Annotated in this window: 22 protein-coding genes, 1 tRNA gene and 4 pseudogenes; 12 read left to right on the top strand and 15 right to left on the bottom strand. The window is 49.0% G+C overall.

Going from position 1 to position 26,531, the window contains the following annotated elements; all coding sequences use genetic code 11:
- Positions 1 to 90: 90 nt before the first annotated feature.
- The 3 genes from JQ822_RS08755 to JQ822_RS08765 are packed head-to-tail and all read right to left on the bottom strand — an operon-like array spanning position 91 to position 3,790.
- On the bottom strand, positions 91 to 2,637 hold the full coding sequence (locus JQ822_RS08755) for an outer membrane usher protein (protein ID WP_213133154.1): 2,547 nt from the start codon (positions 2,635 to 2,637) through the stop codon (positions 91 to 93).
- 20 nt (positions 2,638 to 2,657) lie between these two features.
- On the bottom strand, positions 2,658 to 3,185 hold the full coding sequence (locus JQ822_RS08760; RefSeq protein ID WP_213133155.1) for a fimbrial protein: 528 nt from the start codon (positions 3,183 to 3,185) through the stop codon (positions 2,658 to 2,660).
- Positions 3,186 to 3,244: 59 nt separating this feature from the next.
- A complete protein-coding gene (locus JQ822_RS08765) occupies positions 3,245 to 3,790 on the bottom strand; it encodes a fimbrial protein (RefSeq protein ID WP_244848827.1) in 546 nt (181 codons plus the stop codon).
- A gap of 842 nt (positions 3,791 to 4,632) precedes the next feature.
- On the opposite strand from JQ822_RS08765, the pseudogene JQ822_RS08770 reads away from it, so the two are divergent.
- Positions 4,633 to 4,769, top strand: a pseudogene (locus JQ822_RS08770) (IS5/IS1182 family transposase); the annotation flags it as partial.
- Between the two features lie 51 nt (positions 4,770 to 4,820).
- On the opposite strand, the pseudogene JQ822_RS24355 reads toward JQ822_RS08770, so the two are convergent.
- A pseudogene (locus JQ822_RS24355) lies at positions 4,821 to 5,167 on the bottom strand (IS1-like element transposase); the annotation flags it as partial.
- Positions 5,168 to 5,599: 432 nt separating this feature from the next.
- Here JQ822_RS24355 and JQ822_RS08780 point away from each other — a divergent pair.
- The 6 genes from JQ822_RS08780 to JQ822_RS08805 all read left to right on the top strand — a co-directional run bounded on the left by JQ822_RS08780 (position 5,600) and on the right by JQ822_RS08805 (position 12,216).
- Entirely contained in the window at positions 5,600 to 6,205 is a 606-nt protein-coding gene (locus JQ822_RS08780) for a hypothetical protein (RefSeq protein ID WP_213133157.1), read from the top strand.
- A gap of 93 nt (positions 6,206 to 6,298) precedes the next feature.
- The gene (locus JQ822_RS08785) at positions 6,299 to 7,042 is read left to right on the top strand and encodes a fimbrial chaperone (protein ID WP_213133158.1); all 744 of its coding nucleotides are present in this window, start codon (positions 6,299 to 6,301) and stop codon (positions 7,040 to 7,042) included.
- A gap of 115 nt (positions 7,043 to 7,157) precedes the next feature.
- Complete coding sequence (locus JQ822_RS08790; protein ID WP_244848828.1) at positions 7,158 to 9,719, top strand: outer membrane usher protein; 2,562 nt, start codon at positions 7,158 to 7,160, stop codon at positions 9,717 to 9,719.
- A 3-nt stretch (positions 9,720 to 9,722) separates the two neighbouring features.
- Positions 9,723 to 10,331: a fimbrial protein gene (locus tag JQ822_RS08795; protein ID WP_213133160.1), complete on the top strand. Its 609-nt coding sequence runs from the start codon at positions 9,723 to 9,725 to the stop codon at positions 10,329 to 10,331.
- 15 nt (positions 10,332 to 10,346) lie between these two features.
- Complete coding sequence (locus JQ822_RS08800; protein ID WP_213133161.1) at positions 10,347 to 10,952, top strand: fimbrial-like protein; 606 nt, start codon at positions 10,347 to 10,349, stop codon at positions 10,950 to 10,952.
- A complete protein-coding gene (locus JQ822_RS08805) occupies positions 10,945 to 12,216 on the top strand; it encodes a fimbrial protein (RefSeq protein WP_213133162.1) in 1,272 nt (423 codons plus the stop codon). The genes JQ822_RS08800 and JQ822_RS08805 overlap by 8 nt, the downstream gene beginning before the upstream one ends.
- A 66-nt stretch (positions 12,217 to 12,282) precedes the next feature.
- Here JQ822_RS08805 and JQ822_RS08810 read toward each other — a convergent pair whose 3' ends face one another.
- The 4 genes and pseudogenes from JQ822_RS08810 to JQ822_RS08825 all read right to left on the bottom strand — a co-directional run bounded on the left by JQ822_RS08810 (position 12,283) and on the right by JQ822_RS08825 (position 14,135).
- Entirely contained in the window at positions 12,283 to 13,230 is a 948-nt protein-coding gene (locus JQ822_RS08810; protein ID WP_213133163.1) for a LysR substrate-binding domain-containing protein, read from the bottom strand.
- A gap of 134 nt (positions 13,231 to 13,364) precedes the next feature.
- Positions 13,365 to 13,536, bottom strand: a pseudogene (locus JQ822_RS08815) (IS630 family transposase); the annotation flags it as partial.
- An 89-nt stretch (positions 13,537 to 13,625) separates the two neighbouring features.
- Positions 13,626 to 13,915 (bottom strand): annotated as a pseudogene (locus JQ822_RS08820) (IS3 family transposase); the annotation flags it as partial.
- A gap of 144 nt (positions 13,916 to 14,059) precedes the next feature.
- A tRNA-Ile gene (locus JQ822_RS08825) sits at positions 14,060 to 14,135 on the bottom strand.
- 124 nt (positions 14,136 to 14,259) lie between these two features.
- Between JQ822_RS08825 and mug the strand changes: the two genes are divergently transcribed.
- A complete protein-coding gene (gene mug / locus JQ822_RS08830; protein WP_213133164.1) occupies positions 14,260 to 14,766 on the top strand; it encodes a G/U mismatch-specific DNA glycosylase in 507 nt (168 codons plus the stop codon).
- A 46-nt stretch (positions 14,767 to 14,812) separates the two neighbouring features.
- Here mug and rpoD read toward each other — a convergent pair whose 3' ends face one another.
- The 3 genes from rpoD to rpsU form a co-directional block, all read right to left on the bottom strand.
- Entirely contained in the window at positions 14,813 to 16,657 is a 1,845-nt protein-coding gene (gene rpoD / locus JQ822_RS08835) for an RNA polymerase sigma factor RpoD (RefSeq protein WP_135324290.1), read from the bottom strand.
- Positions 16,658 to 16,941: 284 nt separating this feature from the next.
- Positions 16,942 to 18,687: a DNA primase gene (gene dnaG / locus JQ822_RS08840; RefSeq protein ID WP_213133165.1), complete on the bottom strand. Its 1,746-nt coding sequence runs from the start codon at positions 18,685 to 18,687 to the stop codon at positions 16,942 to 16,944.
- A 113-nt stretch (positions 18,688 to 18,800) separates the two neighbouring features.
- Complete coding sequence (gene rpsU, locus JQ822_RS08845; RefSeq protein WP_001144069.1) at positions 18,801 to 19,016, bottom strand: 30S ribosomal protein S21; 216 nt, start codon at positions 19,014 to 19,016, stop codon at positions 18,801 to 18,803.
- Positions 19,017 to 19,251: 235 nt separating this feature from the next.
- Here rpsU and tsaD point away from each other — a divergent pair, with 235 nt between their 5' ends.
- On the top strand, positions 19,252 to 20,265 hold the full coding sequence (gene tsaD, locus JQ822_RS08850) for a tRNA (adenosine(37)-N6)-threonylcarbamoyltransferase complex transferase subunit TsaD (RefSeq protein WP_135324292.1): 1,014 nt from the start codon (positions 19,252 to 19,254) through the stop codon (positions 20,263 to 20,265).
- Positions 20,266 to 20,302: 37 nt separating this feature from the next.
- Here the strand turns inward: tsaD and JQ822_RS08855 are convergent, their stop codons facing one another.
- From JQ822_RS08855 to ttdA, 3 genes are read right to left on the bottom strand one after another with little or no spacing between them, the layout of a single operon-like run.
- Entirely contained in the window at positions 20,303 to 21,766 is a 1,464-nt protein-coding gene (locus JQ822_RS08855; protein WP_213133166.1) for an anion permease, read from the bottom strand.
- 48 nt (positions 21,767 to 21,814) lie between these two features.
- Entirely contained in the window at positions 21,815 to 22,420 is a 606-nt protein-coding gene (gene ttdB / locus JQ822_RS08860) for a L(+)-tartrate dehydratase subunit beta (protein WP_213133167.1), read from the bottom strand.
- Positions 22,417 to 23,328, bottom strand: a complete 912-nt coding sequence (gene ttdA, locus JQ822_RS08865; protein WP_213133168.1) for a L(+)-tartrate dehydratase subunit alpha — start codon at positions 23,326 to 23,328, stop codon at positions 22,417 to 22,419. The genes ttdB and ttdA overlap by 4 nt, the downstream gene beginning before the upstream one ends.
- A gap of 210 nt (positions 23,329 to 23,538) precedes the next feature.
- Here ttdA and ttdR point away from each other — a divergent pair, with 210 nt between their 5' ends.
- On the top strand, positions 23,539 to 24,471 hold the full coding sequence (ttdR, locus tag JQ822_RS08870; RefSeq protein ID WP_213133539.1) for an L-tartrate utilization transcriptional activator TtdR: 933 nt from the start codon (positions 23,539 to 23,541) through the stop codon (positions 24,469 to 24,471).
- Positions 24,472 to 24,518: 47 nt separating this feature from the next.
- On the opposite strand, the gene plsY is transcribed toward ttdR, so the two are convergent.
- Complete coding sequence (gene plsY, locus JQ822_RS08875) at positions 24,519 to 25,136, bottom strand: glycerol-3-phosphate 1-O-acyltransferase PlsY (protein ID WP_135324297.1); 618 nt, start codon at positions 25,134 to 25,136, stop codon at positions 24,519 to 24,521.
- Between the two features lie 106 nt (positions 25,137 to 25,242).
- Between plsY and folB the strand changes: the two genes are divergently transcribed.
- Both folB and bacA read left to right on the top strand, forming a co-directional pair.
- Positions 25,243 to 25,611: a bifunctional dihydroneopterin aldolase/7,8-dihydroneopterin epimerase gene (gene folB / locus JQ822_RS08880; RefSeq protein WP_196209953.1), complete on the top strand. Its 369-nt coding sequence runs from the start codon at positions 25,243 to 25,245 to the stop codon at positions 25,609 to 25,611.
- Between the two features lie 85 nt (positions 25,612 to 25,696).
- Positions 25,697 to 26,515, top strand: coding sequence for an undecaprenyl-diphosphate phosphatase (gene bacA, locus JQ822_RS08885; RefSeq protein WP_213133169.1), 819 nt, complete (start codon positions 25,697 to 25,699; stop codon positions 26,513 to 26,515).
- Positions 26,516 to 26,531: the final 16 nt, after the last annotated feature.

Consider the following 26,531-nt stretch of genomic DNA (forward strand, 5'->3'; position numbering starts at 1 on the left):
TACTCTCAATGATAGATAATGACTAATGAATGATTGTTCTGCTGTTCTTTATTTGCATAAAAACAGCATGGGTAAATTTTTTTATATGGCTTATTCACATGGCAGCAGTAACGTTGATTCGTCCATATTGCCTGGTAATACCGTCGGCAAAGTAATGGTGCACTGTTTTTCACCGTCCCAGTTGACGCTCATTTTTATACCGGGTTCTATACCAGATAACCAAACGCTGCCTTCTTCGCTCACCAGACCTGTTTGCACACTATCTTCATTGAGCACGGTTGAACCAAAAGGTGGCGCTGAACCATCAGCCATTTTGATCACCGCCATCGCTTTTTGCCCGGCAAGAATGCCGAATTTCCGGTAGCCAATCGCGCCTTCGGTTAGTGTGCCCTCGACCACTGAACGTGTCGCTTCGACATTGTTACCGAGATTATCCAGATCGATGGAGATGTCACTTCGGTAGTAACTACTCACATCGCTGACAACGGCTTTACCAAACATATTGGAGCTTGAAATTCCGCTATAGCCTCTGACAGGAACATCTGCTACGCCACCGGTATCAACCAGCATTCGCGTACCGCCCGTCGAATTGACCCGGTGTACTGCTGCGCCCTTTGTCGTGGCGGTCATGCCGCCGCGCATAGAGAAGCCGAGGGCGCTATATTGACTACCCTGCACGTTGGCTGTGGCGGTCAGTTCTGTGTTGTCACCCTGATGGGTTAAATACGCCCCAGCAGATTCGCCACCGGTGCTATTCATGCCTGCCGTCAATCGGTACGTATTATTTTCATTGATGCTATTGTAATAACCTACCGTATGGCTCTGGTTTTTCTTGTTAATTTGCGTGTCGTAGCTTAAGGAACCTCCCCCCCAAGGGAGTGAAAATCCCAGGTAAAAACCGTCCTCGTTTTTGCCGTCGTATTTCGTCCGGTAAGCTGTCGCGGTGACGCTCACGTTGCGAAGTTCACCCAAATCAAAGTTATGTGCAATGTTCAGAGTATAGGTATCGTTTGTGGGGCGATTCCAATAGGTCTGGTGGTTATAAGTCAAATACGCGGTTGTACGCAGAGCCTCGAATTGTTGGTTGAATGTCAGCGTGTATAACTCTTTGCCGCTGCCAATACCTGAGCCGTCTTTATTGTATTGTTGCGCGTCGAGGTACTGCGACATCGTCATAAAATCGCGTTCAGAGAATCGATACCCAGCGAACGTGACCTGGCTGTTGGTTTCGTCAAAGCGTTTTGAATAGCTCAGGCGATAAGACCCGCCTTTTTTGGTCGTCTCGTCTGACAGCACCGCCCTGGATTGCGTAACATCTACTGACACAGCCCCCAGAGCCAGAAGATCTCGGCCTACACCTGCTGCAATCGCAGTGTAATCGCCGGAACTTAGCGCGCCGCTATACAGCGACCAACCGTTGTCGATCCCCCAGGAAAACTCACCCGTGACAAAGGTTTCGTGGCGAGCATGGTGGTCGTAATCTGAAGGTTGACCTGCGGCTAATTTAAAACGAACCATGCCTGGGCGCGTCAGATAAGGGATGTTGGCTGTATCAAGCTGGAATGTTTGAACTGAGCCATCCTGCTCCTGTACTTTTACATCCAGCTTACCGCTGACGGCATTGTTTAAGTCCTGAATTCGAAAAGGACCGGCGGCAACCGTGGTTTCGTACAGGACTCTTCCCTGTTGGCTGATGGTGACTTTGGCGTTTGTTTTGGCAATACCTGTGACTTCCGGTGCATAACCGCGCAGATTAGGCGGCAACATATTGTCGTCGGAAACCAGGCTACCACCGACATAGCGGAAACTATCAAACATTCCGGTATCCAGATAGTTCTCACCCAGCGTTAATCGGGAACGCAACGCATTGATAGAACGATAGATATAATATCGGTTCCAGTCCCAGTTTTTTTGCTGTTCGGATTCCCCACCCGCCAGACGCTGATATTGCGCCTGCCAGTCGGCACGTAACCGCCATGCCCCCAGATTCATCCCCGCCACCCCAGTACCTGAAACAGACTTTGAATCTGCTCCTTTCTCGGCGTTTTGCTTCACGACCTGGCTATTAAGGTTATAGTCGAACATTACTCCAGGAATGCCGTCATCCCAGCGAGAGGGGGGATCCCAGTTTTCCGCGGTATATTCTAAATAGGCCTGCGGCAGATTAATGTATAATGTGCTGGCACTGAGGTCGCCGCGTATTACCATCCCTTTCAGGTCTGCTTCATTCAGACACTGCCCGTTATTCCACCAGGTAAGTGATTTTTCGATGTCCTCTTTTAACCCTAGCTGGGAGACAATTTCTGGAGTTAAGCAGGCGACGCTCTCTTTAGGGTCATTATCAGGGGCTAAAAAAACAACCTTTTTATCCTGCAGGGTGCTTTTGTTAATCTTTATCGCCAGTGAATACTCGCCTGGCATAATGTAACCCGCCCGAGAGAACTGCTCTAAGTTAATATTCTTACGGTCTTCAACATCCATAATGTCGGTGTTAAATTCAATGGGCGTCTCTTTCGCATTGACGGCATGAGGTAAACTTCCCATGCCGAGAGCAAACAATATTCCCAAGGCGACAGGGCGTAAACGACACCCTGATGTAATCTTGTGACCAAGAATCTGGTTATTGAGCTGCAACATCCTTTCCCCCGGTCAATCACTCAGAAATAATCAATCTTGAATCTAATAAACGCATCATATTCACCGGCTTCAAGACGGGATTTATCGCCTACTAAACGAAGTTTGTAGCCAAGCAGCATGCTTCCGGCTTTTAATGACTGTGGTTGCATGGCTTGTCCAGGGATAGCGACAATGCCTTCTTTATCAGATATTTTTAGCCCGATCCCTTTCGCGCCGCCGTTGACACTGAACAGCCCATCCCCAGTGGTGGGGCCATCAAACGTAATACGAAACGAGCTCCAGTCTGGGCGGGGCTGGAGGTCGGGTGTTAACGAACAGTTCGAGAGCTTTATATTGAAAGGGATAGCAAAACTTTCACTATCACGGATCATTGTGCCAATGGAGATGGCTTCTATTTCAATCAGCTGGCGCTGGCTGCCTACGTCAATAGCACAGGCGGCATCCATAATACTTCCTTGCATATTAAGTCTACCTCGCCCTTGATCGTCAGCAGATACGGCCCGATAACTCATGAGCAGCAGCATTAATATGCAAAGATAATCTTTCATTGATTGCTCCGTTTAAGGTAAATATAAAGCGCCCTCCTTTAGAAGAGCGCTTTTATTATTTACTTATAATCCATTACGAAGTTTGCAACGGACTGGAATGCACCGACCACGATATTACTGTTCGTTGAACCCTGTACGAATGCTTTAAACTCCAGCAGGTTGTCGCCAACCGCCAGTTTCATTTCTTTAGATGGGGTATTCGGTATTACTGCATTACCACCGATATCCATGATACCGATAGCCGCGCCGCTACCGACACCGGTAATCGCCATGGCTTTATCCAGGCCATCAGTCGCAGAACCCGCGATACCGTTGAAAGAGACAGTAGCCGCACCATTGTTCAGGTTTGCTGGATCACAGTCATGCAGTTGGATGCTGAAATCAACAGGCGTAGATTTGCCGCCAGCTTCAAGCTGATGTTTTGCAATGGCACCCATTTGAATTGTCTGATAGATACTTTTGGCATCAATTGAACACGCTGCTTCAATGATGGTGCCTTCAAAGGTAATTTTACCCTGACCCTGGCTAGTTGCTGCATTTGCAGCGCCTGCAGCCATTGCTGATGCCATAGCTACCGCCAATGCGATCTTCTTAAGATTCATCATTATTTGTTTTCCGTTATTGCTGATTTAGATTAATAAGGACCCAGAGCGAATCACATTTATGCGCCGTTTAAGAAATGCCCTACCTGATAGAGTAAAATATTCCTGGAGCAAAATAAGAAAAGTTCCTAGTCCGAGGAGATTCTCATCCTAAAGGTTAGGAGGTGTCAAACCAGGTAATTAGTGAAGATTATTTCTGAAGTCGTGATTTTTTATTTTTGTTTTTGTTTACAAAAAAACAACGCTTTCTTTCCATTTTTATATCTCTGCTCATGAAAACATTGGTTTATTTATCTATTCGATATTATTGAGATATTGGTAAAAATGTTGCGATGATGTTTTTTGATTAAGATAATGTGCAATTATTTTTTTGTTTTCCGTTGTGTGTTTTTAGTTGAAAAAGAGTATTCATAATGCGCTTTTAGGATTTTAAACAAGAAAATAAGCGGTGAGTTTTATAATATAAAAAGTTAGCGTGGTAATGGTATTTTTTGTGATTATTGTATCTATATGTTAGCAAGGTAAACTAATGGCTGCTAATCTTACCGAGACTGCTTTGCAGTCAGGCGTTCGCGTTGCCTCAAACATGACCAGGAACAGAAATGTCGTGTTCAGGTCTGAAATTGGCCCGGAGAAGACCAAATGAATGTAGTTTCTGAAACCACTGAGCGTCGTTGATATTAGTACTGCGACCGGGAATATTTTTTCGTCTCTGGCATTAACGAGGAGCACATTAAAACCCGCTGCATCAAGGATCTCAAAAGCAGGAAACCAGTAAACGCCGGCAGCATGAAACGCCGTAGTCATGCGGTACTGGCTGACATCGAAATATCTGCCGCAAGCACAATGTTGTTGGGCGGTGCTTTGGCCGTCTGAAAGAATGCCGCCGCATCACAACACGTTATGACAAAACGGCGAGAAGTTATCTGGGATGGTGAAACTGGGCTGCATCCGGCTCTTTTATCAACGGTTATGCAATTAAGGGACACTGCCTTGTGTTATACATATACCAGAGTCAGTGCTGTCGGGCTTAACTGCCAACGAAGTCCCATTATTCATCAAGTTCGCAGATGAAGGCCACATCAGCATGATGTGACTGACGAAGACGTTATTCGCTTCAGCGAGGGTGTATTAGAGTTCAGATAACGCTGTTAATGCCAATTTTCAGCACGCTTGCCGTATCCAGAATGCCAGCGTCGTTGAAAGCCATTTCGGTAATGTACTCTTTCACATCGGTTTTATTGGCTTCATAAGTATAAGTGAACAGAAATACCCGATGACATTCACGGTACTGAAACGGTCGCGACATTTAGGGTTCTACCCATGCCGGTAAACCAGAGTAGACTGACAGCGGAGGCAATAAACGGTGATAATGGCCACAGATGCACCTTAAAAATCCTTATTATTCATGACGTCTCAACTAATTGTAAATACCACCAGGTTTCGTTACACGATCATATTTAATTCTGCCAGATTACGTTTTATTAAATTTCACTTAATCATATTAATGGCCCCACTAAATACATGCACTCGGTGAATGTATTTAGTGGTAAGTTATTTTTTAACTCGCAATTGATATCGAATATTCAAGGCGTTACGTGGGAGTTGCGCCGTGAGTCAGTTCCAGACTATTAGTTATATAATTATCGTATGAATCGTATCGTCAAGCCACTGAGGGAAAATGAACATTTGCGTATCTTACAAAATAAATATTAGTGTGTAATAATTACCTCGTATTAGTGATCATTAATATTATTATCGTATTTCTGTGGAAAAACTATTTAATTTTAAATTTGGTATAAGGATGTAATTTTGAAACAAATCAATAAGATTGTTCTTGCCGCATGTTTATCTGCTGTAACCGCTTCAACTATGGCTGCAGAAGCAGGGAAGGTCGCATTTCATGGTCAACTGACGGATGGAACATGTGAAGTCTCCGTCGTGGATACGGGCAATAACAATGGCAGCGGCTCTAAAGCTTATGATCGTGATGGCATGGTTTTTTTGCCAACAACTAAAAAAGCCGTAGTTGCGGCGTTGAATGCTTCTGCTCCGGGCGCAGGCGCTGAGAAGTTCCAGATTAAAATGGACTGCTCGAAAGCAACGGGCACCGTAGGAACGAATGCCAAACTGGCTCTGTTCTCGCCAATTCAGGATATCGACGGCTCATTAAAGAACAATTATCAGGGCAATGCCGTAGGTGCCAAAAACGTGAATATCGCTATTCACAATGCCGACACCACTGATGATCAGGTTATTGTGGGCACTGATATTATTACTCAACCGTTCGATACTACCACGAAAGTGGCTACATTCACTCTGCAGGCGTCATATGTGCTAGCGCAAGGTAAGGCAGCAACTGATGCCGAAGCGGGCCTGATTGACTCTTTGACTCAGTACACTATTGATTATCAATAATATTGCGTCTGGCCGTATTGTTTAACTGAACGCTACGGACAATAGACCAGATGTTTATTGTCCGTAACTATTTTATTCGTTATGAAAGAAATCATGAAATTAAATAAATGGGCATCTATTATTTCGCTCTCCCTGGCAATGCTCTGCTTTAATGCCAGCGCTGATGTCGTGCTTTCAACGACGCGAATAATCTATAAGGAAGGCAGCAAAACCGTTAACGTCCGCATGGAAAATCAGGGCAGCAGGCCTTTGTTGATTCAAACGTGGATGGATCGCGGAAATAAAGATAGCGACCCTGGCACTATCACTGCGCCCTTTGTCATAACGCCGCCGATCTCACGTATTGATCCTAAACGTGGTCAAACGGTCTCGTTTCTTTACAGTGGGAGCGAGCCGCTAGCCAAGGACAGAGAAAGCGTCTTTTGGTTTAATGTTCTGGAGATCCCGCCTAAAGTGACGGAGAGTGCGAGAAAGGACGCCAGCGTCCTGCAAATGGCATTCAGAACGCGTATTAAGCTCTTTTATCGTCCGGAAAGCATTGGTGGTGATTTAGCCGCAGCCAAGGCTATTGAAGTGGTAAAATGGTCTACTGGCATTGAAAACGGTAAAGTTATTATCAAAGGGAAAAATGACAGTCCTTTTCATGTTTCCTATGTTTCTGCAAAGATTATCTCAGGCCATAAAATTATCGATCTGGAAAGCAGCATGATTGCGCCTTTTTCACAAGGGTCGTTTGCGGTCAAAAACAATCAAAGTATCCCGGCAGGGTCGACAATAGAATATAACGCAATCAATGATTTTGGTGGAATAGTAAAAGGCAAATCTCCGATATTATAATAAATTAATTAGATTAAATGGACATTCTATGATCAAAGGGAATCGTTCACCTGCTTTTGTTTTTAAAAAAAGTTTATTGGTGAGTCTTATATCTTTAATTTGCCAATCTCCGGTTATGGCAAATAATACCTCTGAAAATATCTCTCCGCCGGTCAGTGAAACCATTGAGTTTGAAAATGGTTTTTTGATGGGTAGCCAGGCTCACAGCCTGGACCTGGGGCGTTTCTCGGAAAGTAACCCAACCTATGCGGGAACATACCTCGCGCGGATTTGGATAAATAACCAACCAGCAGGGCAGTTTGATATCGATTTTGTCGATGTGGGTAAAAAAAGTGCGCAAGCCTGTTTAACCGAGAAGTCACTGAAGCGACTGCGGATTCGTTTACCGGAACAGTCGAGCGAAACGGAAGGCATTTTGAAGCGGCGTGATGATGAGACCGGTGATTGTCTGGATCTCGTGAAATTAATACCGCAGTCGGTTGTGCATTTCGATAGCAGCGATCGCCGACTGGATCTGACTATCCCGCAGGTGTGGTTACTCCCCACTTATCGCAACTATACCGATCCCTCTCTTTGGGAGAGTGGGATCAATGCGGCAATGATGTCGTATAACGCCAATATTTGGCAGAGCGAAAATAACAATCAAAACTCAACCAGCTATTATGCTGCGTTGAATCTGGGGGCAAACCTCGGTGCCTGGCATGTTCGCGCCAATGGTAACTATAGCGCGACAGATGAAACCAGCGGCGAATTTGATTTTCAGAACCGATATATACAACGGGATTTGCTGGGTATTCGGTCACAGCTGGTGCTGGGAGAAACCAACACCACGGGGGAGACATTCGATTCTGCCAAAATTAAAGGGATTCGCCTGTACAGTGATTCAAGAATGCTGCCGCCTATCCTGAGTAGCTTTGCCCCTGTGATTCGTGGCGTGGCTTACAGCAATGCCAAAGTCACCCTTACACAGGGGGGATATAAAATACATGAAACAACCGTTCCCCCGGGGCCGTTTTCTATTGATGACTTCACTCCCTCTGGGTATGGCAATGACATTGTGGTCCTGATTGAAGAAGCGGACGGGTCGAAGCGGACGTTTAGCGTTCCCTACAACAGCGTGACCCAGATGTTACGTCCGGGCGTGGGCCGTTGGGATATTAGTGCAGGGAAAGTGGATAATGATTCCCTGCATGATGAACCGAATATTTTCCAGAGTTCGCTGTACTACGGGTTGAATAACTACTTTACGGGTTATGGTGGGGTTCAAATTACCGATGAAAATTACTTTGCGGGTATGCTCGGCCTGGGAATGAATACGCCAATCGGCGCGCTATCTTTTGATATTACCCACTCGCAGGCGGACATTAAGGGACACGAAACCTACATCGGGCAGAGTTATCGTCTTTCATGGTCCACAATGCTAACTGAGACGGATACGGCGATTTCGATGGCGGCCTATCGCTACTCGACAAAAAACTATCTGGGGCTCAGCGATGCGATGGAGTTAATTGATGATGCGCATTACCTTAATTTAAATGAGGGTGATGACCAAACGATCGATAATTACCAGAGAACCAAAAATCGATTCAATATTAACGTCAACCAACCGCTGGCAATGGCGCAAAAATCGTTGGGTTCCTTATACGTTAATGCTTCCTGGTCTGATTACTGGAATGATGAGACGCCGACGAAAGATTATGCTATTGGCTACAGCAATAGCTATAACCTGATCAGCTATAACGTGAACGTCATGCGTAGTTATGATTCATGGGGTGAAAAAGACGATAGCATCAGCCTGAGCGTCAATATTCCTTTTAGTGTGTTCAGTAACAATAGCAGCGAGACGTCGCAATCAGGCTTCCGTTCCGTAAACGCGACTATGGGCAGTAATTTTAACGATCAGCATCAACTGATGATGAGCTCAAGCGGTAACACCGAATCCGGTGAGGTCAGTTACGGTATTAACACCAGTCAGAACATGGACAGCGACAGTAAAGATATTACGACGGCGGGTGGTTATATGGCTTGGGAGTCGCCGATTGGCACATTGGGCGGTTCCGCATCTTTCAGTAACGATCATGCACGGCAATACTCTTTTAATACTGACGGCGGCTTCATATTACATAGTGAAGGTCTGACATTCAGCAACAATAGCTTTAGTGATACCGATACGCTGGCGTTAGTCAAAGCGCCCGGCGCGAAAGGTGCGCGTCTCAGTGCGGGTAATAACCAAATTGACCGCTGGGGCTACGGGGTGGCGACGTCGCTTTCTCCGTATCATGAAAACGATATTGCGATTAATACCTGGTCGCTGGAAAACGATGTTGAATTAAAAAGTACCAGCGGGGTGGTGATTCCTCGCCAGGGCTCCGTGATGTTATTGAGCTTTGAAACGGACGAAGGGCGATCGGCAATCATTAACCTGGTGCGTGAGGATAAATTCCCCGTGCCGTTCAGCGCGGAGGTTTTTGATGAGCAAAATAACCCGATCGGCAATGTTGGACAGGGAGGACAGGCTTTTGTCCGTGGCATTAAAGACAAAGGGCGGTTGGTTATTCGCTGGGGCGAAGGGCGCAATGAACAGTGTCTGGCAAATTATAAAATCCCTGATGCACCTTTGATGCTTAACAAATCGATCGTGTTGAATCACGTCGTTTGTCAGATGGGGAGGGATTAGTCCGTGAAATACAGAGTATATGCATTGCCTCTTCTGTCTGGCACTTTACTTTTTAGCGCTTCCACTCTTGCGGGTAAGGGTGAGATAACTTCAGGCGTGGACAGCATTGATATCTATTATACCGCTACTGTTTATACGCCTACCTGTCAGATGACACTCGACGGCCCTCAGATTATTGATAACGGTTCTGACAATTATACGTTGACGATCGGAGATAGCGCCGGAAAAGTGACCCTTGAGCAGGTGAGAAACGGTCAGGCAACCAGTAATTTCAGATTAATGGCTGTGGATGACGCTAATCGGTTGTGTAGCAGAGGCGTGGAAAATATCAGTATGACCATCTCGGGTTCAACGTCAACAGATGGAACGTTATTGCTGAATAACAGCGGCGGTTCAACTAAGGCTGGAAATATTGGCGTTGGTTTTTATCTGCGGGATGATTCGGCGAAAAAGAAAATTCGCCTGAACACGGAAGATGTTTATACATCGACTCTTGCCGAATTGGGATATCAGGGCGTATGGCTTACTGCCATATTGCAGGAGATCGCGTTTGGACAGGGAACACAGGGTGAATTTTCAGCGCTAGCCACCTTCACTTTTTCATTTGAATAGTCAGGGATGATGACGATGTCAGGATATCAACGAAAGAGATTTCTTAATGCCGCAGTCATATTGATTAGCGGTCTGATGTATATGAGTCAGGCAAGAGCGGATATCAAACTGGATATTGTCAGCACTATCACTGGAGGAACCTGCAAAGTTGGTATTAGTGATGGCGCAGTCATTGTTCTGGATACGGTGTCCCCTGCATCTCTTGATGGTGTTGGTCCAGAAGACGATGCAGCAGGCGGTAAAATGTTTTCGCTTACCGTTGAAGCGTGTGACGTTAATGCTGTGAGTTCCGGGAGCGGGTATTTGAATATCCGATTCTCTCCGGCGGGGGGAGCCTGGGCTGGAGATACGTTTCAGGTTCTTCCTAATGAGATCCCGGTTGCGCAAAATGGGGCGGGAAATGTAGGGTTTGCCCTTTTTTCCATCAAAGATCCGGCAAATATTTTTAATGTACAGATGGCGAATAATGGTGGCACTGCGGCTCGTTACCCTATTAACAAAACGGATTTAATCGGTAGCCGTTATCCTTTTTATGTTCGCTATCAAAAAATGAATAATGCAATGCCTGGAACAGGCGGTATGTTGTTTAGCCAGGCAGTCGTCGAGGTTTTCTATGAGTAAATTTTCGCTGTTCTGGCAAAGGTTATTTTTCTTACTGTTGGTATTTTTATCCATTTCTGCCAAGGCTGAGCATAATACCTTTATTCAGCGTGGGAGTGGGGATATTGATAACCATGAGGGGACCGGATTTCTAACCTTTCAAATATTTCGCTCATCTCCTAATGCAGATTATCTGGTTATTTTACCTCACGGTCAGGGAAGTAGCCCTACAAATGTGCCGGAACTGGCACAGGTGAATTTGAGTAATATCGTGACTAATATCTCCGTCACCTGTTCAAATGGCAGCGGCGTGGATTATGTTAAACTCCAAATGGCTGATGTTTCGTCGATGCTGAGGTTTGACAAGAAATCGCCTTACACCGGGGTAGCAGGTGAACCTCTGCTTAGCACCACTGTTCCCGGGCTGTTTGTGAGTATTGGCATGAGCGAGCCTTCCGTTGCGGGTGATACCAACTATTTTAGTGATTCGAGCACCATGCATTATTTCCCGTTCAGTGGAGGCAATGATCCCCGTCTGTGGACGTTTCGGGAAAATCAGATGGGGTGCAAATTAATGAATCAAAGAATGGGCGATTTCAACCTAAAAGTGACGGCACGTTTTTACGTCAACAGCGATTTTAATCCCGGCCCTAATCAGCACTTTGACGGCGGAGAATATACCGCCCTTCTGTACAGTGATGATGGCAACGGAAGCGCAAGAGCAAAGTTATTATTTAATATCGCTGGTTTTCGGGTGGGCTCCCCCACCTGCGCGTTATCCTCTGTGACCTCGACAGAGTCTGCCGCCCTGACGGCCAACGACAGCACCGGCACAAATTATACGTTAGCGTTGGGTTCCTGGGCTCCCTCAGCAATCAAAAATGGATATACGCGAAAGGTGCCGTTTAAGATACGGCTAACAGGTTGTCTGGCTGTGAATCGTCTGGGCGTTGAGGTTTCGGGAGTCACCTCGCCAGATGGCAAATTGTTCGCTAATACCACAGAGACGACCCGTGGCGGTGCAGGGAATGTTGCGGTTAAATTGCGGAGCATCCGGTCCTCTACTGAATCGGATCTGTATCCTGGACGTCGGATTGAATATGTGGATAGCTTCGCCCCAGGGGCTGGAGTTATTAATATCAACACAGGGGAAATGATTATCGGTGACAGTGCCGGGGAGTTTAATATGGACTTCAGCGCTCAGTTGGTTCAGGTCGATGTCGCTCAACCCATTGAACCAGGCACGGTAACCGGGAGAACGACGTTTTTGTTTAACTATCCCTGATGGTTTACTGTATTAACAGAGTCGGCAGTATCGGATTTCTCCGGTACTGCCTTGTTTGTTGTCACACTAGATATTTTTTTCATTTTTCTGCTCGAATCTCGCGATGATCTCATTATAGATACACTTTATAGCTTTATTATTTAATGTACTTCTTCTGACCGTCATATGGAGTTGAGCTTTAGGTGCTTCATGCTGTGCGGATAACTTTTTGAGTGAGAAGGTTTCACCAAATTTATGATAAAACCATACGGGAACCAGTGAGACTAAATCGGACTGTTCGAGTATCGCTGCCATGGTAAAGATTGATGGCGTTTTAAGCCTGACGATGCGTTCGCCCATTGTAGCACGAATCGTGTTTTGCCCCTCCTTTACCAGAGGGCTGTTGCTATTGTAGACGGCGAAATGTTCAGTCCTGAACATTTCTGGTGTTAATTGATCGGCGATCCGTGGATGATTTTTACTGCATACCCAGTAAAACGGCTCTTCAGAGATGACGGTATTAATCACGTTTGCTTCGTGAATGGGGCTTAAATCGAAAATAAAATCAACCTGATAATCAGAGAGCTCATCCGTTATGTTAAGTTCGTTTTGATCCGCCGAGCTATTAATAATAATAAAGTCGAGATTATGCTCCCTGATTATCTGCGTGATCATCGGCATGACACGGATTGAACTGTAGGGGGAGCAGCAAATATTTATTTTTGAACGGTTTGTAGCTCCCGACAGCTCCTGAAGATCGTTAAGCATGCTGACATAACGAGTGCCAATAATTTCATGAATGTTTTTAGCCATTGCTGTTTTCAGTAATCCGTTCTTCCCTTTAATGAAGAGTGGATCAGAAAAATGATTCCTCAATTTTGTCAGCGACTGGCTTATTGCAGATGGTGTTCGATTAAGTATTTTGGCTACTACAGTCGCGTTTTCATAGGCGTAGAGTAATTCAAAAACCTCAATCAGACTAAAGTCGAAACTCGCCAGTTTTTTTAAATGTTCTTTATATTCATCATTTTTCATTTTGTTTAGTTAATAGAATGTGTAATAATGGATCATTATAACACTAGCGTTGTAAGTTTGCGAGAAGAAACCATGCAAAACAAACTGTATGGTCAGGTATTAAAACAATTCTGCAAAGATGTTAACATTATATTACCCAATCCATCCGGAATAACACGGATTTTCTGGCTGCAATCGGGATAAAGTTACGTATCTCATTGAAAAAATGGGATACGCTATATTTTTTTATGGTTTTATATTCACAGATTAGCGGGGCAATAGTGCCTTCAAATTCAGTGTTCGCATAATATTCAGATATGTATGGCTGTTTTTATTTTTCCCCCGCCAGTAACGTCATTGCACTAAGATACCGTTACAGGGGGATCTGATCCTGGCCACGTAATGTGGACACAGCCTTAAGCTCGGTTCTGGTTTTCAAACTGTTCCGGGCTGAAACCGCCACAGGCACTGTGACAATGCCACCGATTGTCATCGCACTCGATATAACTACACACCGTCGTCCGCATTATTTTCCGGCTGATAAAGCGTTCACCGTGGATACATTACACTTTCAGTGAGTGAAAGAGGCTTTCCGCACGGCATTATCGTAACAGTAACCTTTTGCACTCATGCTACCGTGCAGGTTATGCCGCTTCAGTAGCGCCTGATAATCCGCTGAGCAGTACTGCCCGCCACTCATGTTATGTGGAAAGTCTTTTCATTGTCGCATAAGGGCACTAAAAACGGTTTGCTTAACATGGAGCTTTGATCGCTGTGAATCACTATGTCTATCTTTCTGGAATATCCCCAGAAAAAAAGGACCTGCGATTGCTCGCAAGTCCTTGATGTTTGGTGGCCCCTGCTGGACTTGAACCAGCGACCAAGCGATTATGAGTCGCCTGCTCTAACCACTGAGCTAAGGGGCCGTGGCGGTGGATTATAAAGTAACTCCGCGTTGCAATCCAGCCATAAGCGTACGGATGCTGTTTTTATAAACAATGTGTTTTCAGTTCGTTATACTTGTTCCCTGATGTATTGTTCGGAGTAATTATGGTTAAGGACATATTGGCGCCGGAGCTGCGGGTGGTTTTTTGCGGCATCAATCCGGGGCTCTCGTCGGCGGGTACGGGGTTTCCCTTTGCGCACCCTGCCAACCGTTTCTGGAAGGTCATCCATCAGGCGGGATTTACCGATCGCCAGCTAAAACCGGAAGAGGCGCAACACCTGCTGGACTTCCGCTGTGGCGTGACTAAATTCGTCGACAGACCGACGGTACAAGCCAATGAAGTAAAGCTACAGGAGATGCGTAGCGGTGGCCGTAAGCTCGTTGAGAAGATAGAAGAGTATCAGCCTGCAGCGCTCGCAATCCTCGGGAAACAGGCGTTTGAGCAAGGACTCGGCCAGCGTGGAGCGCAGTGGGGGAAGCAGGCGCTCACCATTGGCGCAACGCAAATTTGGGTGCTGCCGAATCCCAGTGGATTAAGCCGCATTACGCTGGATAGGCTGGTGGAGGCGTACCGGGAAGTGAATGACGCACTGGTCATGCGCGGGATGTAAATAAAAACGCCACCTTGCGGTGGCGTTGAGGCTTTATACGGCGAGATTAATCGTCGAGGAAGCTACGCAGGACTTCAGAACGGCTTGGGTGACGCAGTTTACGCAGCGCCTTCGCTTCAATCTGACGGATACGTTCGCGGGTAACGTCGAACTGTTTACCCACTTCTTCCAGCGTGTGGTCGGTGTTCATGTCGATACCGAAACGCATACGCAGAACTTTTGCTTCACGTGCTGTCAGGCCAGCCAGAACGTCGTGCGTTGCGGCACGCAGGCTCTCGGTGGTGGCAGAGTCCAGCGGCAGCTCGAGGGTAGTATCCTCGATGAAATCACCCAGATGCGAATCTTCATCGTCGCCGATCGGCGTTTCCATGGAGATAGGCTCTTTGGCGATCTTCAGCACTTTACGGATCTTGTCTTCCGGCATCAGCATGCGTTCAGCCAGTTCTTCCGGCGTCGGCTCACGGCCCATCTCTTGCAGCATCTGGCGGGAGATACGGTTGAGCTTGTTAATGGTCTCAATCATATGCACCGGAATACGGATGGTGCGCGCCTGATCTGCGATCGAACGGGTGATCGCCTGACGGATCCACCAGGTTGCATAGGTGGAGAACTTGTAACCGCGACGGTATTCAAACTTATCAACCGCTTTCATCAGACCGATGTTGCCTTCCTGAATCAGATCGAGGAACTGCAGACCACGGTTGGTGTATTTCTTAGCGATAGAGATAACCAGACGCAAGTTCGCTTCAACCATCTCTTTTTTCGCACGGCGGGCTTTCGCTTCACCGATAGACATACGACGGTTGATGTCTTTAACTTGCTCGATGGTCAAGCCTGTTTCTTCTTCAATCTGGCGCAGTTTCTGCAGGCCGCGATGGACGTCATCCGCCACGTCGTGCAGTTTTTCAGACCACGGTTTGTTCATCGCGATTGCCGCGTTGAACCAGGTTTCGCTCGTTTCGTTGCCGGTGAACAGGGTAATGAAGTTTTTCTTCGGCATTTTGCACTGCTCAACGCAGAGCTTCATGATCAGACGTTCCTGAGTACGTACGCGGTCCATCATGACGCGCATGCTGTTTACCAGGTAGTCGAACTGCTTCGGTACCAGGCGGAACTGTTTGAACACTTCAGACAGCTTCTGAATTTCTTCCTGCGCGGCAGCATGGCTGCGGCCTTTCGCTTTGATGGTATCGCGGGTCGTTTCGTACTGGGTACGTAGCTCACCGAATTTCTCACGCGCCAGCTCAGGATCGATGCTGTTGTCGTCATCGCTGCTGTCGTCGTCTTCTTCTTCATCTTCGTCTTCGTCGTCATCCATCTCTTCCTGAGAGAGTTCAGAACCGACGTGTGTCGCCGTTGGCGCCATGTCTTCTTCCGCATTCGGATCGACAAAGCCGGTGATCAGATCGGAAAGACGCGCTTCTTCAGCTTCTACGCGATCGTACTGCTCAAGCAGATAGGTGATGGCTTCCGGGTATTCGGCAACGGAGCATTGAACCTGGTTGATCCCATCTTCAATACGTTTGGCGATGTCAATTTCGCCTTCACGGGTTAACAGTTCAACGGTACCCATTTCACGCATATACATGCGTACCGGGTCAGTTGTACGACCGATTTCGGACTCAACGCTGGACAGAACCTGGGCAGCCGCTTCTTCCGCGTCTTCATCGGTGCTGTTGGTGTTTTCAGCAAGCAGCAGATCGTCGGCATCCGGTGCTTCTTCCATCACCTGAATACCCATGTCATTGATCATTTGGATGATGTCTTCGATTTGATCTGAATCGACGATATCTTCCGGCAGATGGTCATTGACCTCGGCATAGGTCAGATAGCCTTGCTCCTTACCACGTTGGACAAGAAGCTTCAGCTGTGACTGCGGGTTTTGCTCCATAAGACGGTATCCACACTTAATTCGTTTGATTGGTGTTGGGCGGTAAAACCGCCAACGGCAAAACGAGGGCATACTTATATTTTGCCGCTGCCTCTCCGTGCGGCTGTCGGGGGCTTCCCGAACGATATTCGGCAGTTAAGCCGTTAAATACTTCATCCTTCACGTTGTCTCTGCGTTAGCTGCGTTCTCTCTTCCTGGTCATGTACTTATGTACACTTCCAGGCGTTCGTTCACTTGCTGTCTTGATACAACGCGAATGATTTTGTCTTTGTTTTGTCTTTCTCTTATTTCTTCGCCAGTTCCTGGTTTAGTGTCCAGAGTTCCCGGCGTTCATCGCTGCTTAAACCGTGTGTGCGCTCACGAGCTATCAACTCTTCCTGGCGCAGTTCAAGCATCGAATCAAACATATGGTTGAGTGAGTCGGTGAAGGTTTTTTCTGCGATATCTTTATCTGCTATATCGTCCCACATCGACAGTTTTTCAAGGGTTGCAGCATCATTTGTGCCGCGATAGTGTTCTAACAGTTGTCCGGTGGTCAGACCTGGCTGAGCCAGACAAGTGTTGACCAGTTCCCTGAATAAGCCAAGTCCGGGCAGCTTATTTTGATCCAGAGCACTCAACGGCGGCACCAGTGGGGCTAGACCCGGGTTCTGCACCAGTAACCCTATAAGTATACGCATGGTCGTACGTTTTAGCTGTGGAACAGGGCGGGAAGCCCCATTTTCTGCCAGTTTTGGCATTAAACGTTCAAGCTGGCTGTCATCCAGAATGCCGAGCTTGTTTCCCAACTCCTGTCGCAGATAAATGCGCAACGTTTCGCCTGGGACCTGAGTGATCAGCGGCAATGCCAGCGTACTGAGCTGTGCGCGTCCGTCTGGGGTACTCAAATCAACCTGTGGCAGCAGGCTGTTAAACAGAAACGCGGAGAGCGGTAGGGCCTGCTCCATCCGGGTTTCAAAAGCGTCTTTCCCTTCTTTACGCACCAGCGTATCGGGATCTTCGCCGTCAGGTAAAAACATAAAGCGTAGCTGGCGTCCGTCCGTCATATACGGCAGTGCGGTTTCCAGCGCGCGCCATGCGGCATCGCGTCCGGCCCGGTCACCGTCGTAACAACAAATCACGTGGTTTGTCGCGCGGAACAACAGCTGGATGTGATCGGCAGTGGTTGACGTCCCGAGGGAGGCCACGGCGTAGTTAATGCCGTATTGCGCCAACGCCACTACATCCATATAGCCTTCGACCACTAACAGGCGCTGTGGATCGGCGTTATCCTGCTGGGCTTCATAAAGGCCATACAACTGGCGACCTTTATGGAAAATATCGGTTTCCGGGGAGTTCAGGTACTTCGGCAGGGCATCGCCCAGCACGCGTCCACCAAAACCAATGACCCGACCGCGCTTGTCGCGGATGGGGAACATGACTCGCTCGCGGAAGCGATCGTAACTGCGTCCCTGATCGTTGGTGACCAACATACCCGCGTCGATCAGTGCCTGACGGTTCTCAGGATTGCCACCAAACCGTTTCAGGACGTTGTCCCAACCGGGGGGAGCAAAACCAATAGCAAAACGGGTGATAACGTCGCTACTTAATCCTCGCTTTTCCAGGTACTGGCGCGCAGGGGTAGCGGCGGGCTGCATCAGAGACTGTTGATAAAAAGTGTTCAGGCCATCCATCAATTGATAGAGACTTTGCCGTTGATGGCGCTCTATCTGACTTGGACCGTTGCCTGCTTCATACGGCACTTCAAGGTTGTGCATTGCGGCCAGTTCTTCGACGGTTTCCACAAACTCGAGCTTGTCGTAGTTCATGAGAAAGTCGACGGCATTGCCATGCGCGCCACACCCAAAGCAGTGATAAAACTGTTTTTCACCGTTTACGGTGAAAGAGGGGGTTTTTTCGTTATGGAACGGACAGCACGCGTGATAATTCTTGCCCTGCTTTTTCAGCTTAACCCGCGCGTCGATGAGATCGACGATGTCGGTTCTTGCAAGCAGATCGTTGATAAATACGCGTGGGATTCTTCCGGCCATATGCCCCGTTATTTCTAACGACTTATAAACGAAAACAAGCCGCGCATTCCTTCCGGAAGCACGGCCTTACAACTACAACTCAGTCTGAATTGAGAGCTTTGGCTCTCAATAGATTAGTACAGACGAGTGCGGCGTGCGTTTTCGCGAGCCAGTTTCTTCGCGTGACGTTTCACAGCAGAAGCTTTAGCGCGCTTACGTTCGGTAGTCGGTTTTTCATAGAACTCACGACGACGAACTTCCGCCAGAACACCTGCTTTCTCGCAGGAACGCTTGAAGCGACGCAGTGCTACGTCGAACGGCTCGTTTTCACGTACTTTAATTACCGGCATGTAACTCTCACCTTTATAAATTCGGTTTGCCGCTGGCATCTACGCCAGCTTATTTCAAAATGGTGCGGAATTTTACTGCAATTGCTGCTGCTTTGTAAAGCACCGACGCGTTTTTGAAAGGGACTTTTATAAGGAAGGGGAGTATACACGAGGCTTCTTCCTTGGGCGAACAAAGTTTTACATCAACCCGCATTCGACCTACACTGCGCGGTATTAGAGCGAGGTAAAACAAGTTATGCGTGTACTGGGTATTGAAACATCCTGCGATGAAACCGGCATCGCCATTTACGACGATGAAAAAGGTCTTTTAGCCAACCAATTGTATAGTCAGGTGAAATTACACGCTGACTACGGTGGAGTTGTGCCTGAACTGGCTTCGCGCGATCACGTGCGTAAAACCGTTCCGCTGATCCAGGCGGCACTGATTGAAGCTGGATTAACGGCAAAAGATATTGATGCGGTGGCCTATACCGCAGGTCCGGGTCTGGTTGGGGCGCTGCTGGTGGGAGCAACAGTGGGTCGCTCTCTGGCATTCGCTTGGGATGTTCCGGCCATTCCTGTACACCATATGGAAGGCCATTTGCTGGCACCGATGCTGGAAGATAATCCACCGGAATACCCGTTTGTGGCGCTGCTGGTCTCCGGCGGGCATACGCAGCTGATTAGCGTCACCGGTATTGGCCAGTATGAACTGCTGGGCGAATCGATTGATGATGCCGCCGGTGAAGCGTTCGATAAAACGGCCAAACTGCTGGGGCTGGATTATCCAGGGGGGCCGATGTTGTCTAAGCTGGCGTCTCAGGGGGTAGAAAAGCGTTTTGTCTTCCCACGCCCGATGACCGATCGTCCTGGGCTGGATTTTAGCTTCTCTGGTCTGAAAACGTTTGCCGCGAATACCATTCGTAATAACGAAAACGACGATCAGACCCGTGCGGATATCGCTCGTGCGTTTGAAGATGCGGTGGTTGATACGCTGATGATCAAGTGCAAACGCGCGCTGGATCAAACCGGTTTTAAGCGTCTGGTGATGGCGGGGGGCGTAAGCGCCAACCGTACCCTGCGGGCGAAGCTGGCGGAGATGATGCAAAAACGCCGTGGCGAAGTGTTCTATGCGCGCCCGGAATTTTGTACCGACAACGGGGCGATGATCGCCTATGCCGGAATGGTACGTTTTAAAGCCGGTGCTACGGCAGATCTTGGCGTTACCGTGCGTCCGCGCTGGCCGCTGGCGGAGCTACCTGCGGCGTGATGGAAAAAGGGGCGACGATAAGCCGCCCCGGCAGGGTTTACAGTAAAACCAGAGGCATCCACACCAGACCGGTAACTACCAGCAGGACGAGGAATATCAGGCCGAAGATTGCGCCCAGTCGCCAGTAATCGACCGTCGGCAAGTAGCCGCTGCCGTAGTAGATCGGACTCGGTCCGGTAGCGTATGGGGTGAGAATACTGCCCAGACCAATGGCTGCGCCGACCATCAGACAGAATACCGGTAGCGGGATCTCCGGCATTGCCAGCGCGGCGGCAATCATCATCGGTGCCAGTGCAGAGGTATAGGCTGTGGCGCTGGCAAAGAAATAGCGCAAGAGATAGAACACCACGATCAACGCCACCATCACCATAATCGGCGAGTAACCGCTTAGCCCGTTTGCCAGCAGTTTGCCGAACCATGAGATAAAGCCGGTATTGTTCAGCCCGGTGGCAAGGGTAATCAGCGAAGCCAGCCAGAAAAAGACGTTCCATGCCGCTTTATTGCTGACGATGTCATCCCAGCAGATGATGCGCAGTACCAGCATCAGCGCCACTACGCTGTAACCCACCATCGCAGCATCGATATAGTCACCGCCAAAGATCCACAGCACCAGCGCGCCGACCATCAGTACCAGCATCTTTTTCTCGCGGGCGCAAAGTGGCCCCATCGCCTTCAGCTCGGATTCCGCCCAGCGCGGGACCTGATCGCCGGATTTCAGTACCGGCGGGTACAACACATAAGCCAGCCAGGGCACGATCAACACCAGCAAAATACTCAGCGGCAGCATACCCAGGAACCAGTCGCCCCAGCTCAATGCGGTGTGAGAAGCACCTTTCATCAAGCCGATCAGCAGCAGATTTGGCGCCATCGCCGTTAAGAAAATGGCGCTGGTGACGCAGTCGGCGACGATCCCCATCCACATAATATAAGAGCCAATGGAACGGGCGCTGGGATCATTGGGCTGTGAGTTATACAGCGGCGGTAGGTTGCGGATAATCGGGTAGATAATGCCTGCGCCGCGCGCGGAGTTGGACGGCGTAACGGGGGCGAGGATCAGCTCGGAGAACATCACCGCATAGCCGAGAAACAGCGTGCGATGCCCCATCTTTTTCACCAGCCACAGCGCGATACGCCGACCCAGACCCGTCTTCTCATAGCCGGTGCCAAACATAAAGGCGGCGAAAATCAGCCAGATAACCGAGTTAGAAAAACCCGACACCGCCCACGATAGCGATTTGGCGGTAAATTTAAACCCGTCCTGTGCGAGTTGCTCCGGGCTGAACAGCAACCACGGCGACAGCACGGCAATGATCGAAATGCCAATCATCGCTATCACCGCGCCGGGTACAGGTTCCAAAATAAGCCCTACAATCACGCCGGTAAAGACAGCAAAATAGAGCCAGGTGTGGCTCTCAAGACCGTCAGGAACGGGCAAAACAGCAATAATGGCGATGACCACCAGCGGAGTCAGGTATCGCCACCAACCAGCTAAAAGTGCCATTGTTGTATCCCTGCGAAAGGAGGAGAGGGTTGCGCCTCTCCGGGAGAGTTATTTGATGTAGTGCACGTGCTCGCAGATTTCGTCGACAATAGGGTCACGACGTTGAGCGAACAGCTTTTTGTTTTCGGCGATTAGGTTGTTGCCGTGGGTATCGATGGAAACAATCAACGGGCCGAACTCTTTAACCCGACACACCCACAGGGATTCCGGCATGCCCAGCTCCGTCCAGTGCACTTCTTCAATTTCTTCAACCTGGGTTGCCGCCACAACTGCGCAGCCAGCCGGGAAGATCACGTGCAGTGCTTTAAACTGCTTGCAGCCTTCTTCGGTCAGCGGTCCCATGCCGCCCTTGCCGACCACCAGCTTGACGCCAGTCTGCTGGATAAACTCTTTCTCAAAGGCTTCCATACGCATGCTGGTGGTTGGGCCGACGGAGACCATTTCCCATTTTTCAACGTTTTTACGCACGATCGGTCCGGCGTGGAAAATGGCTTTACCGTTCAGATCGTAAGGGATCGGGCGCTTTAGTTCGATCAAGCGGCGGTGGCACACGTCGCGACAGGTCACCAACGTACCGGTCAGATAAATGACATCGCCGACGTGAATGTCTTCCAGATCTTCGGCTTTGATCGGGGTTGTCAGGATCTTTTTCATAACGCGCTCCGGGTGTGAGACAGATTTTCGAAGGAGAGATCGGCATGAACCAACAGCGTGCCGCGACGGTGAGCCCAGCAGCCGGTAGAAACGGCAACGCCGATAGTTGACGGGTGGCGTGCGGCGGATTCGATATGCACGCCCATCACGGAACTGTTGCCTGTCAGCCCTTGTGGGCCAATGCCCAGGCGATTAAGACCCTCTTCCAGGCGCAGCTCCAGCTCGGCGGCTTTGGGATTGGGATGGCGTGAGCCAATCGGGCGCAGCACGGCTTTGCGTGACAGTACGGCTGCGGTTTCAACGGACGTCGCGATCCCTACGCCCACCAGCACCGGTGGGCAGGCGTTGACTGCCAGCGTTGAGATGTTCTCAAAAACAAACTTCACCACGCCTTCGTAGCCTTCAGAAGGCATTAATACCTTGGAACGCCCCGGTAGCGTGCAGCCGCCGCCTGCCATGTAGACTTCGATCTCTGCGTCATCGCCGTCAGGGATGATGTCCCAGGTGACCCACGGCACGCCGGTGCCGGTATTTTTGCCGGTGTTCACTTCGTCAAAAATCTCTACCGCGTTATGGCGTAGCGGTGCTTTCACGGTGGCGTCTTCAACGGCCTGTTTCAAAATGCTTTGCAGTTCACCCAGCAGCGGAAAACGCGAACCGACCTTCACAAAGAACATGATTTCACCGGTGTCCTGGCACGCCGGGCGATTCAGGTCGATCGCCTTTTGCATGTTGTCAAACATGGTGTGGTAGATAATTTTACCCATCGGCGAAGTCTCGCCTTCGCGTAGTTGTTTTAATTTATCCACGACGTCGTCGGGCATACGGGTAGAAATCATGGCGGTAAAGTCTGCGACAATGTTAGTCAGCGTATTTATCGCATTTTGGTTATTTTTATTGCTCATCATGTCAACTCCAGTTCTTTTATTTGTCTGGAAATAAATTCTCCGCTACAAACTACCACTAAAAATGTGGTTTTATATTTTTTAGCGCTGTGAATAACTAATTAACAGTTCGTGAATGATGCCCGCTTAAGGCAATAAAAATTGCGCAAAGGCAGGGTTTACTTTGTTCCGGGGAATTACACTGCGGTTAACACCTTCACGGATATCCTGAACATGCTGAATACCTATCCCCTGGCGAAAGACCTGCAGGTCCTGGTTGAAATTGTTCATAGCGGCAGCTTTAGCGCGGCAGCGGCGACCCTTGGGCAGACGCCCGCGTTTGTGACAAAACGCATTCAGATCCTTGAGTCTACGCTGGGGGCTACGCTGCTCAACCGCTCCGCGCGCGGCATGGCGTTAACGGAAAGCGGTCAGCGGTGCTATGAACATGCGCAGGAGATCCTCGCCCGTTATCAGCATCTGGTGGATGACGTCACGCAGATCAAAACGCGCCCGGAAGGGATGATCCGTATTGGCTGTAGTTTTGGATTTGGTCGCAGTTATATTGCCCCGGCAATTACCGAATTAATGCACCGCTATCCTGAATTACAGGTGCATTTTGAACTGTACGACCGACAAATTGATTTAGCCCAGGATAATATCGACCTGGATATTCGTATTAACGATGATATCCCCGATTATTATATTGCGCATTTGTTAACGAAAAATAAAAGAATATTGTGTGCAGCACCGGCATATTTACAAAAATACGGCGGACCAAAAACGCTACAGGAATTAAGTCGCCATGATTGTCTGGTAACCAAAGAACGCGATATGACTCACGGGGTGTGGGAACTTGATAATGGCCAGGAGAAAAAAACGGTCAAAGTGGCGGGACACCTTTCTTCCAACAGCGGTGAGATTGTGTTGCATTGGGCGTTACAGGGAAAAGGGATCATGCTGCGTTCTGAGTGGGACGTGCAGCCGTTTCTGCTCAGCGGTGAACTGGTTCGCGTATTGCCGCAGTATGCGCAGAGCGCCAATATTTGGGCGGTGTACCAGGAACCGTTGTATCGCAGCGTCAAACTGCGGGTGTGCGTGGAGTTTCTGGCAACGTGGTGCCAGCAGCGGTTGGGCAAGCCGGCTGATGGGTATCAAATCCTTTAAGCTATGGGCCGGATAAGACGCATTAACGTCGCCATCCGGCAATATCATCACTCAGGATCTTTTTCGCGCTTTTTCTTCAGCTTGGTCCAGATCTTCGTCTCCTGGCGACGCCACAGACGCTGGATGTTGTCATGATGGCGCAGCAAAATTAAGCACGACAGCATGGAAACCGGGAAGGTGAACTGCGGTTTGAACCACCAGACATAGAACGGGGCTATCAGGGCGCTGACGATGGCGCCTAACGATGAATAACCGCTCAGTAAGACGGTCAGCAGCCAGGTGCCAGCCATTACGCCGGTTAAATCCCAGCCAATCGGCGCAATGGCGCCAAAGGCGGTGGCGACGCCTTTCCCACCTTTAAAGCCGAAGAACACCGGCCAGATGTGTCCCAGGCAGGCGGCAATAGCAATTAACCCCAACCAGAAAGGGCTGACGCCTAGCGCGTAGGCACCCCACACGGGTAACATACCCTTCAGGACATCAAAAATCAGCACGGCTACGGCGGCTCCCTTGCCACCGATTCGCAATACGTTTGTCGCGCCCGGATTTCCAGAACCGCTGTCACGCGGGTCAGGTAATCCAGCGAGGCGGCATACCAGAATGGCACTGGAAATTGAGCCGCAGAGGTACGCGAAGATAATCATTCCAGGCGCGATTGCACTCATAAGCTGTTCCGTTTTGAAAATGTCGTGTAAAACGCTACTTCTGTGGATAATACGCATATTTCGCCGGAAGTGGTATCCGGGTTAGCCAAAAAGCAGGCAGGTCGTGATGGATATTGTATTTATAGAGCAACTTTCGGTAATCACCACTATCGGTGTTTACGACTGGGAACAAACGATCGAACAAAAACTGGTGTTCGATATCGAAATGGCGTGGGATAACCGCAAGTCAGCCAAAAGCGACGATGTTGCTGATTGTCTGAGCTATGCTGATATCGCACAAACGGTTGTCAGCCATGTGGAAGGCGGGCGTTTTGCGCTGGTTGAACGCGTAGCGGAAGAGGTGGCAGATCTTCTGCTGAGCCGCTTTAATTCCCCGTGGGTACGCATCAAACTCAGCAAACCAGGGGCGGTGGCGCGGGCAGCAAACGTCGGCGTTATCATTGAGCGTGGCAATAATCTGAAAGAAAATAATTAAATTAATAATATCTAAACCAAACGGGTATAAAAGAGTCCTAACGTTGGCTCTGTTTTGCCGTGGTTTTCTATCTAGGGGTTAATTGATGAGTGATATGCACTCGCTGCTGGTGGCGGCAATTTTGGGTGTGGTCGAGGGATTGACGGAATTTCTACCCGTTTCCAGTACTGGCCATATGATTATTGTTGGTCACCTGCTGGGATTTGAAGGCGATACCGCAAAAACATTTGAAGTCGTGATCCAACTCGGATCTATTCTGGCGGTCGTGGTGATGTTCTGGCGACGCTTGTTTGGTCTGATTGGCATTCACTTTGGTAAAGCCCCGCATGAAGGCACCGGGAAGGGACGGCTGACGCTGGGGCATATCCTGTTAGGGATGATCCCGGCGGTGGTGCTGGGATTGATATTTCACGACACCATCAAATCACTGTTTAACCCGATCAACGTGATGTATGCGCTGGTGGTGGGGGGCGTGCTGCTGATTGCCGCAGAATGCCTGAAGCCTAAAGAGCCGCGCGCGCCGGGTCTGGACGATATGACTTATCGTCAGGCGTTTATGATTGGTTGCTTCCAGTGTCTGGCGCTGTGGCCGGGATTTTCCCGCTCCGGGGCGACCATTTCAGGCGGTATGCTAATGGGTGTGAGCCGCTACGCGGCATCGGAATTCTCCTTCCTGCTGGCGGTGCCGATGATGATGGGCGCCACGGCGCTGGATCTCTACAAAAGCTGGTCGTTCCTGAGTACGTCAGATATCCCGATGTTTGCAGTAGGCTTCGTGACGGCGTTTGTGGTAGCGCTGGTGGCGATCAAAACCTTCCTGCAACTGATTAAACGTATCTCGTTCATTCCGTTTGCGATTTATCGTTTTGTAGTGGCTGCCGCCGTTTACGTGGTGTTCTTCTAAAAAATCACCAGACGCG

Origin of the sequence: Citrobacter sp. FP75, assembly GCF_018342065.1 — a bacterium.
Classification (GTDB): domain Bacteria; phylum Pseudomonadota; class Gammaproteobacteria; order Enterobacterales; family Enterobacteriaceae; genus Citrobacter.

Coding starts and splice junctions, on each gene's coding strand:
- JQ822_RS08805 (WP_213133162.1), top strand. CDS start 10,945: ATGAGTAAATTTTCGCTGTTCTGGCAAAGGTTATTTTTCTTACTGTTG.
- bacA (WP_213133169.1), top strand. CDS start 25,697: ATGAGTGATATGCACTCGCTGCTGGTGGCGGCAATTTTGGGTGTGGTC.
- mug (WP_213133164.1), top strand. CDS start 14,260: ATGGTTAAGGACATATTGGCGCCGGAGCTGCGGGTGGTTTTTTGCGGC.
- folB (WP_196209953.1), top strand. CDS start 25,243: ATGGATATTGTATTTATAGAGCAACTTTCGGTAATCACCACTATCGGT.
- rpsU (WP_001144069.1), bottom strand. CDS start 19,016: ATGCCGGTAATTAAAGTACGTGAAAACGAGCCGTTCGACGTAGCACTG.
- rpoD (WP_135324290.1), bottom strand. CDS start 16,657: ATGGAGCAAAACCCGCAGTCACAGCTGAAGCTTCTTGTCCAACGTGGT.
- JQ822_RS08855 (WP_213133166.1), bottom strand. CDS start 21,766: ATGGCACTTTTAGCTGGTTGGTGGCGATACCTGACTCCGCTGGTGGTC.
- JQ822_RS08760 (WP_213133155.1), bottom strand. CDS start 3,185: ATGAAAGATTATCTTTGCATATTAATGCTGCTGCTCATGAGTTATCGG.
- tsaD (WP_135324292.1), top strand. CDS start 19,252: ATGCGTGTACTGGGTATTGAAACATCCTGCGATGAAACCGGCATCGCC.
- ttdB (WP_213133167.1), bottom strand. CDS start 22,420: ATGAAAAAGATCCTGACAACCCCGATCAAAGCCGAAGATCTGGAAGAC.
- plsY (WP_135324297.1), bottom strand. CDS start 25,136: ATGAGTGCAATCGCGCCTGGAATGATTATCTTCGCGTACCTCTGCGGC.
- JQ822_RS08800 (WP_213133161.1), top strand. CDS start 10,347: ATGTCAGGATATCAACGAAAGAGATTTCTTAATGCCGCAGTCATATTG.
- ttdA (WP_213133168.1), bottom strand. CDS start 23,328: ATGATGAGCAATAAAAATAACCAAAATGCGATAAATACGCTGACTAAC.
- JQ822_RS08810 (WP_213133163.1), bottom strand. CDS start 13,230: ATGAAAAATGATGAATATAAAGAACATTTAAAAAAACTGGCGAGTTTC.
- ttdR (WP_213133539.1), top strand. CDS start 23,539: ATGCTGAATACCTATCCCCTGGCGAAAGACCTGCAGGTCCTGGTTGAA.
- JQ822_RS08785 (WP_213133158.1), top strand. CDS start 6,299: ATGAAATTAAATAAATGGGCATCTATTATTTCGCTCTCCCTGGCAATG.
- JQ822_RS08765 (WP_244848827.1), bottom strand. CDS start 3,790: ATGATGAATCTTAAGAAGATCGCATTGGCGGTAGCTATGGCATCAGCA.
- JQ822_RS08755 (WP_213133154.1), bottom strand. CDS start 2,637: ATGTTGCAGCTCAATAACCAGATTCTTGGTCACAAGATTACATCAGGG.
- dnaG (WP_213133165.1), bottom strand. CDS start 18,687: ATGGCCGGAAGAATCCCACGCGTATTTATCAACGATCTGCTTGCAAGA.
- JQ822_RS08790 (WP_244848828.1), top strand. CDS start 7,158: ATGGCAAATAATACCTCTGAAAATATCTCTCCGCCGGTCAGTGAAACC.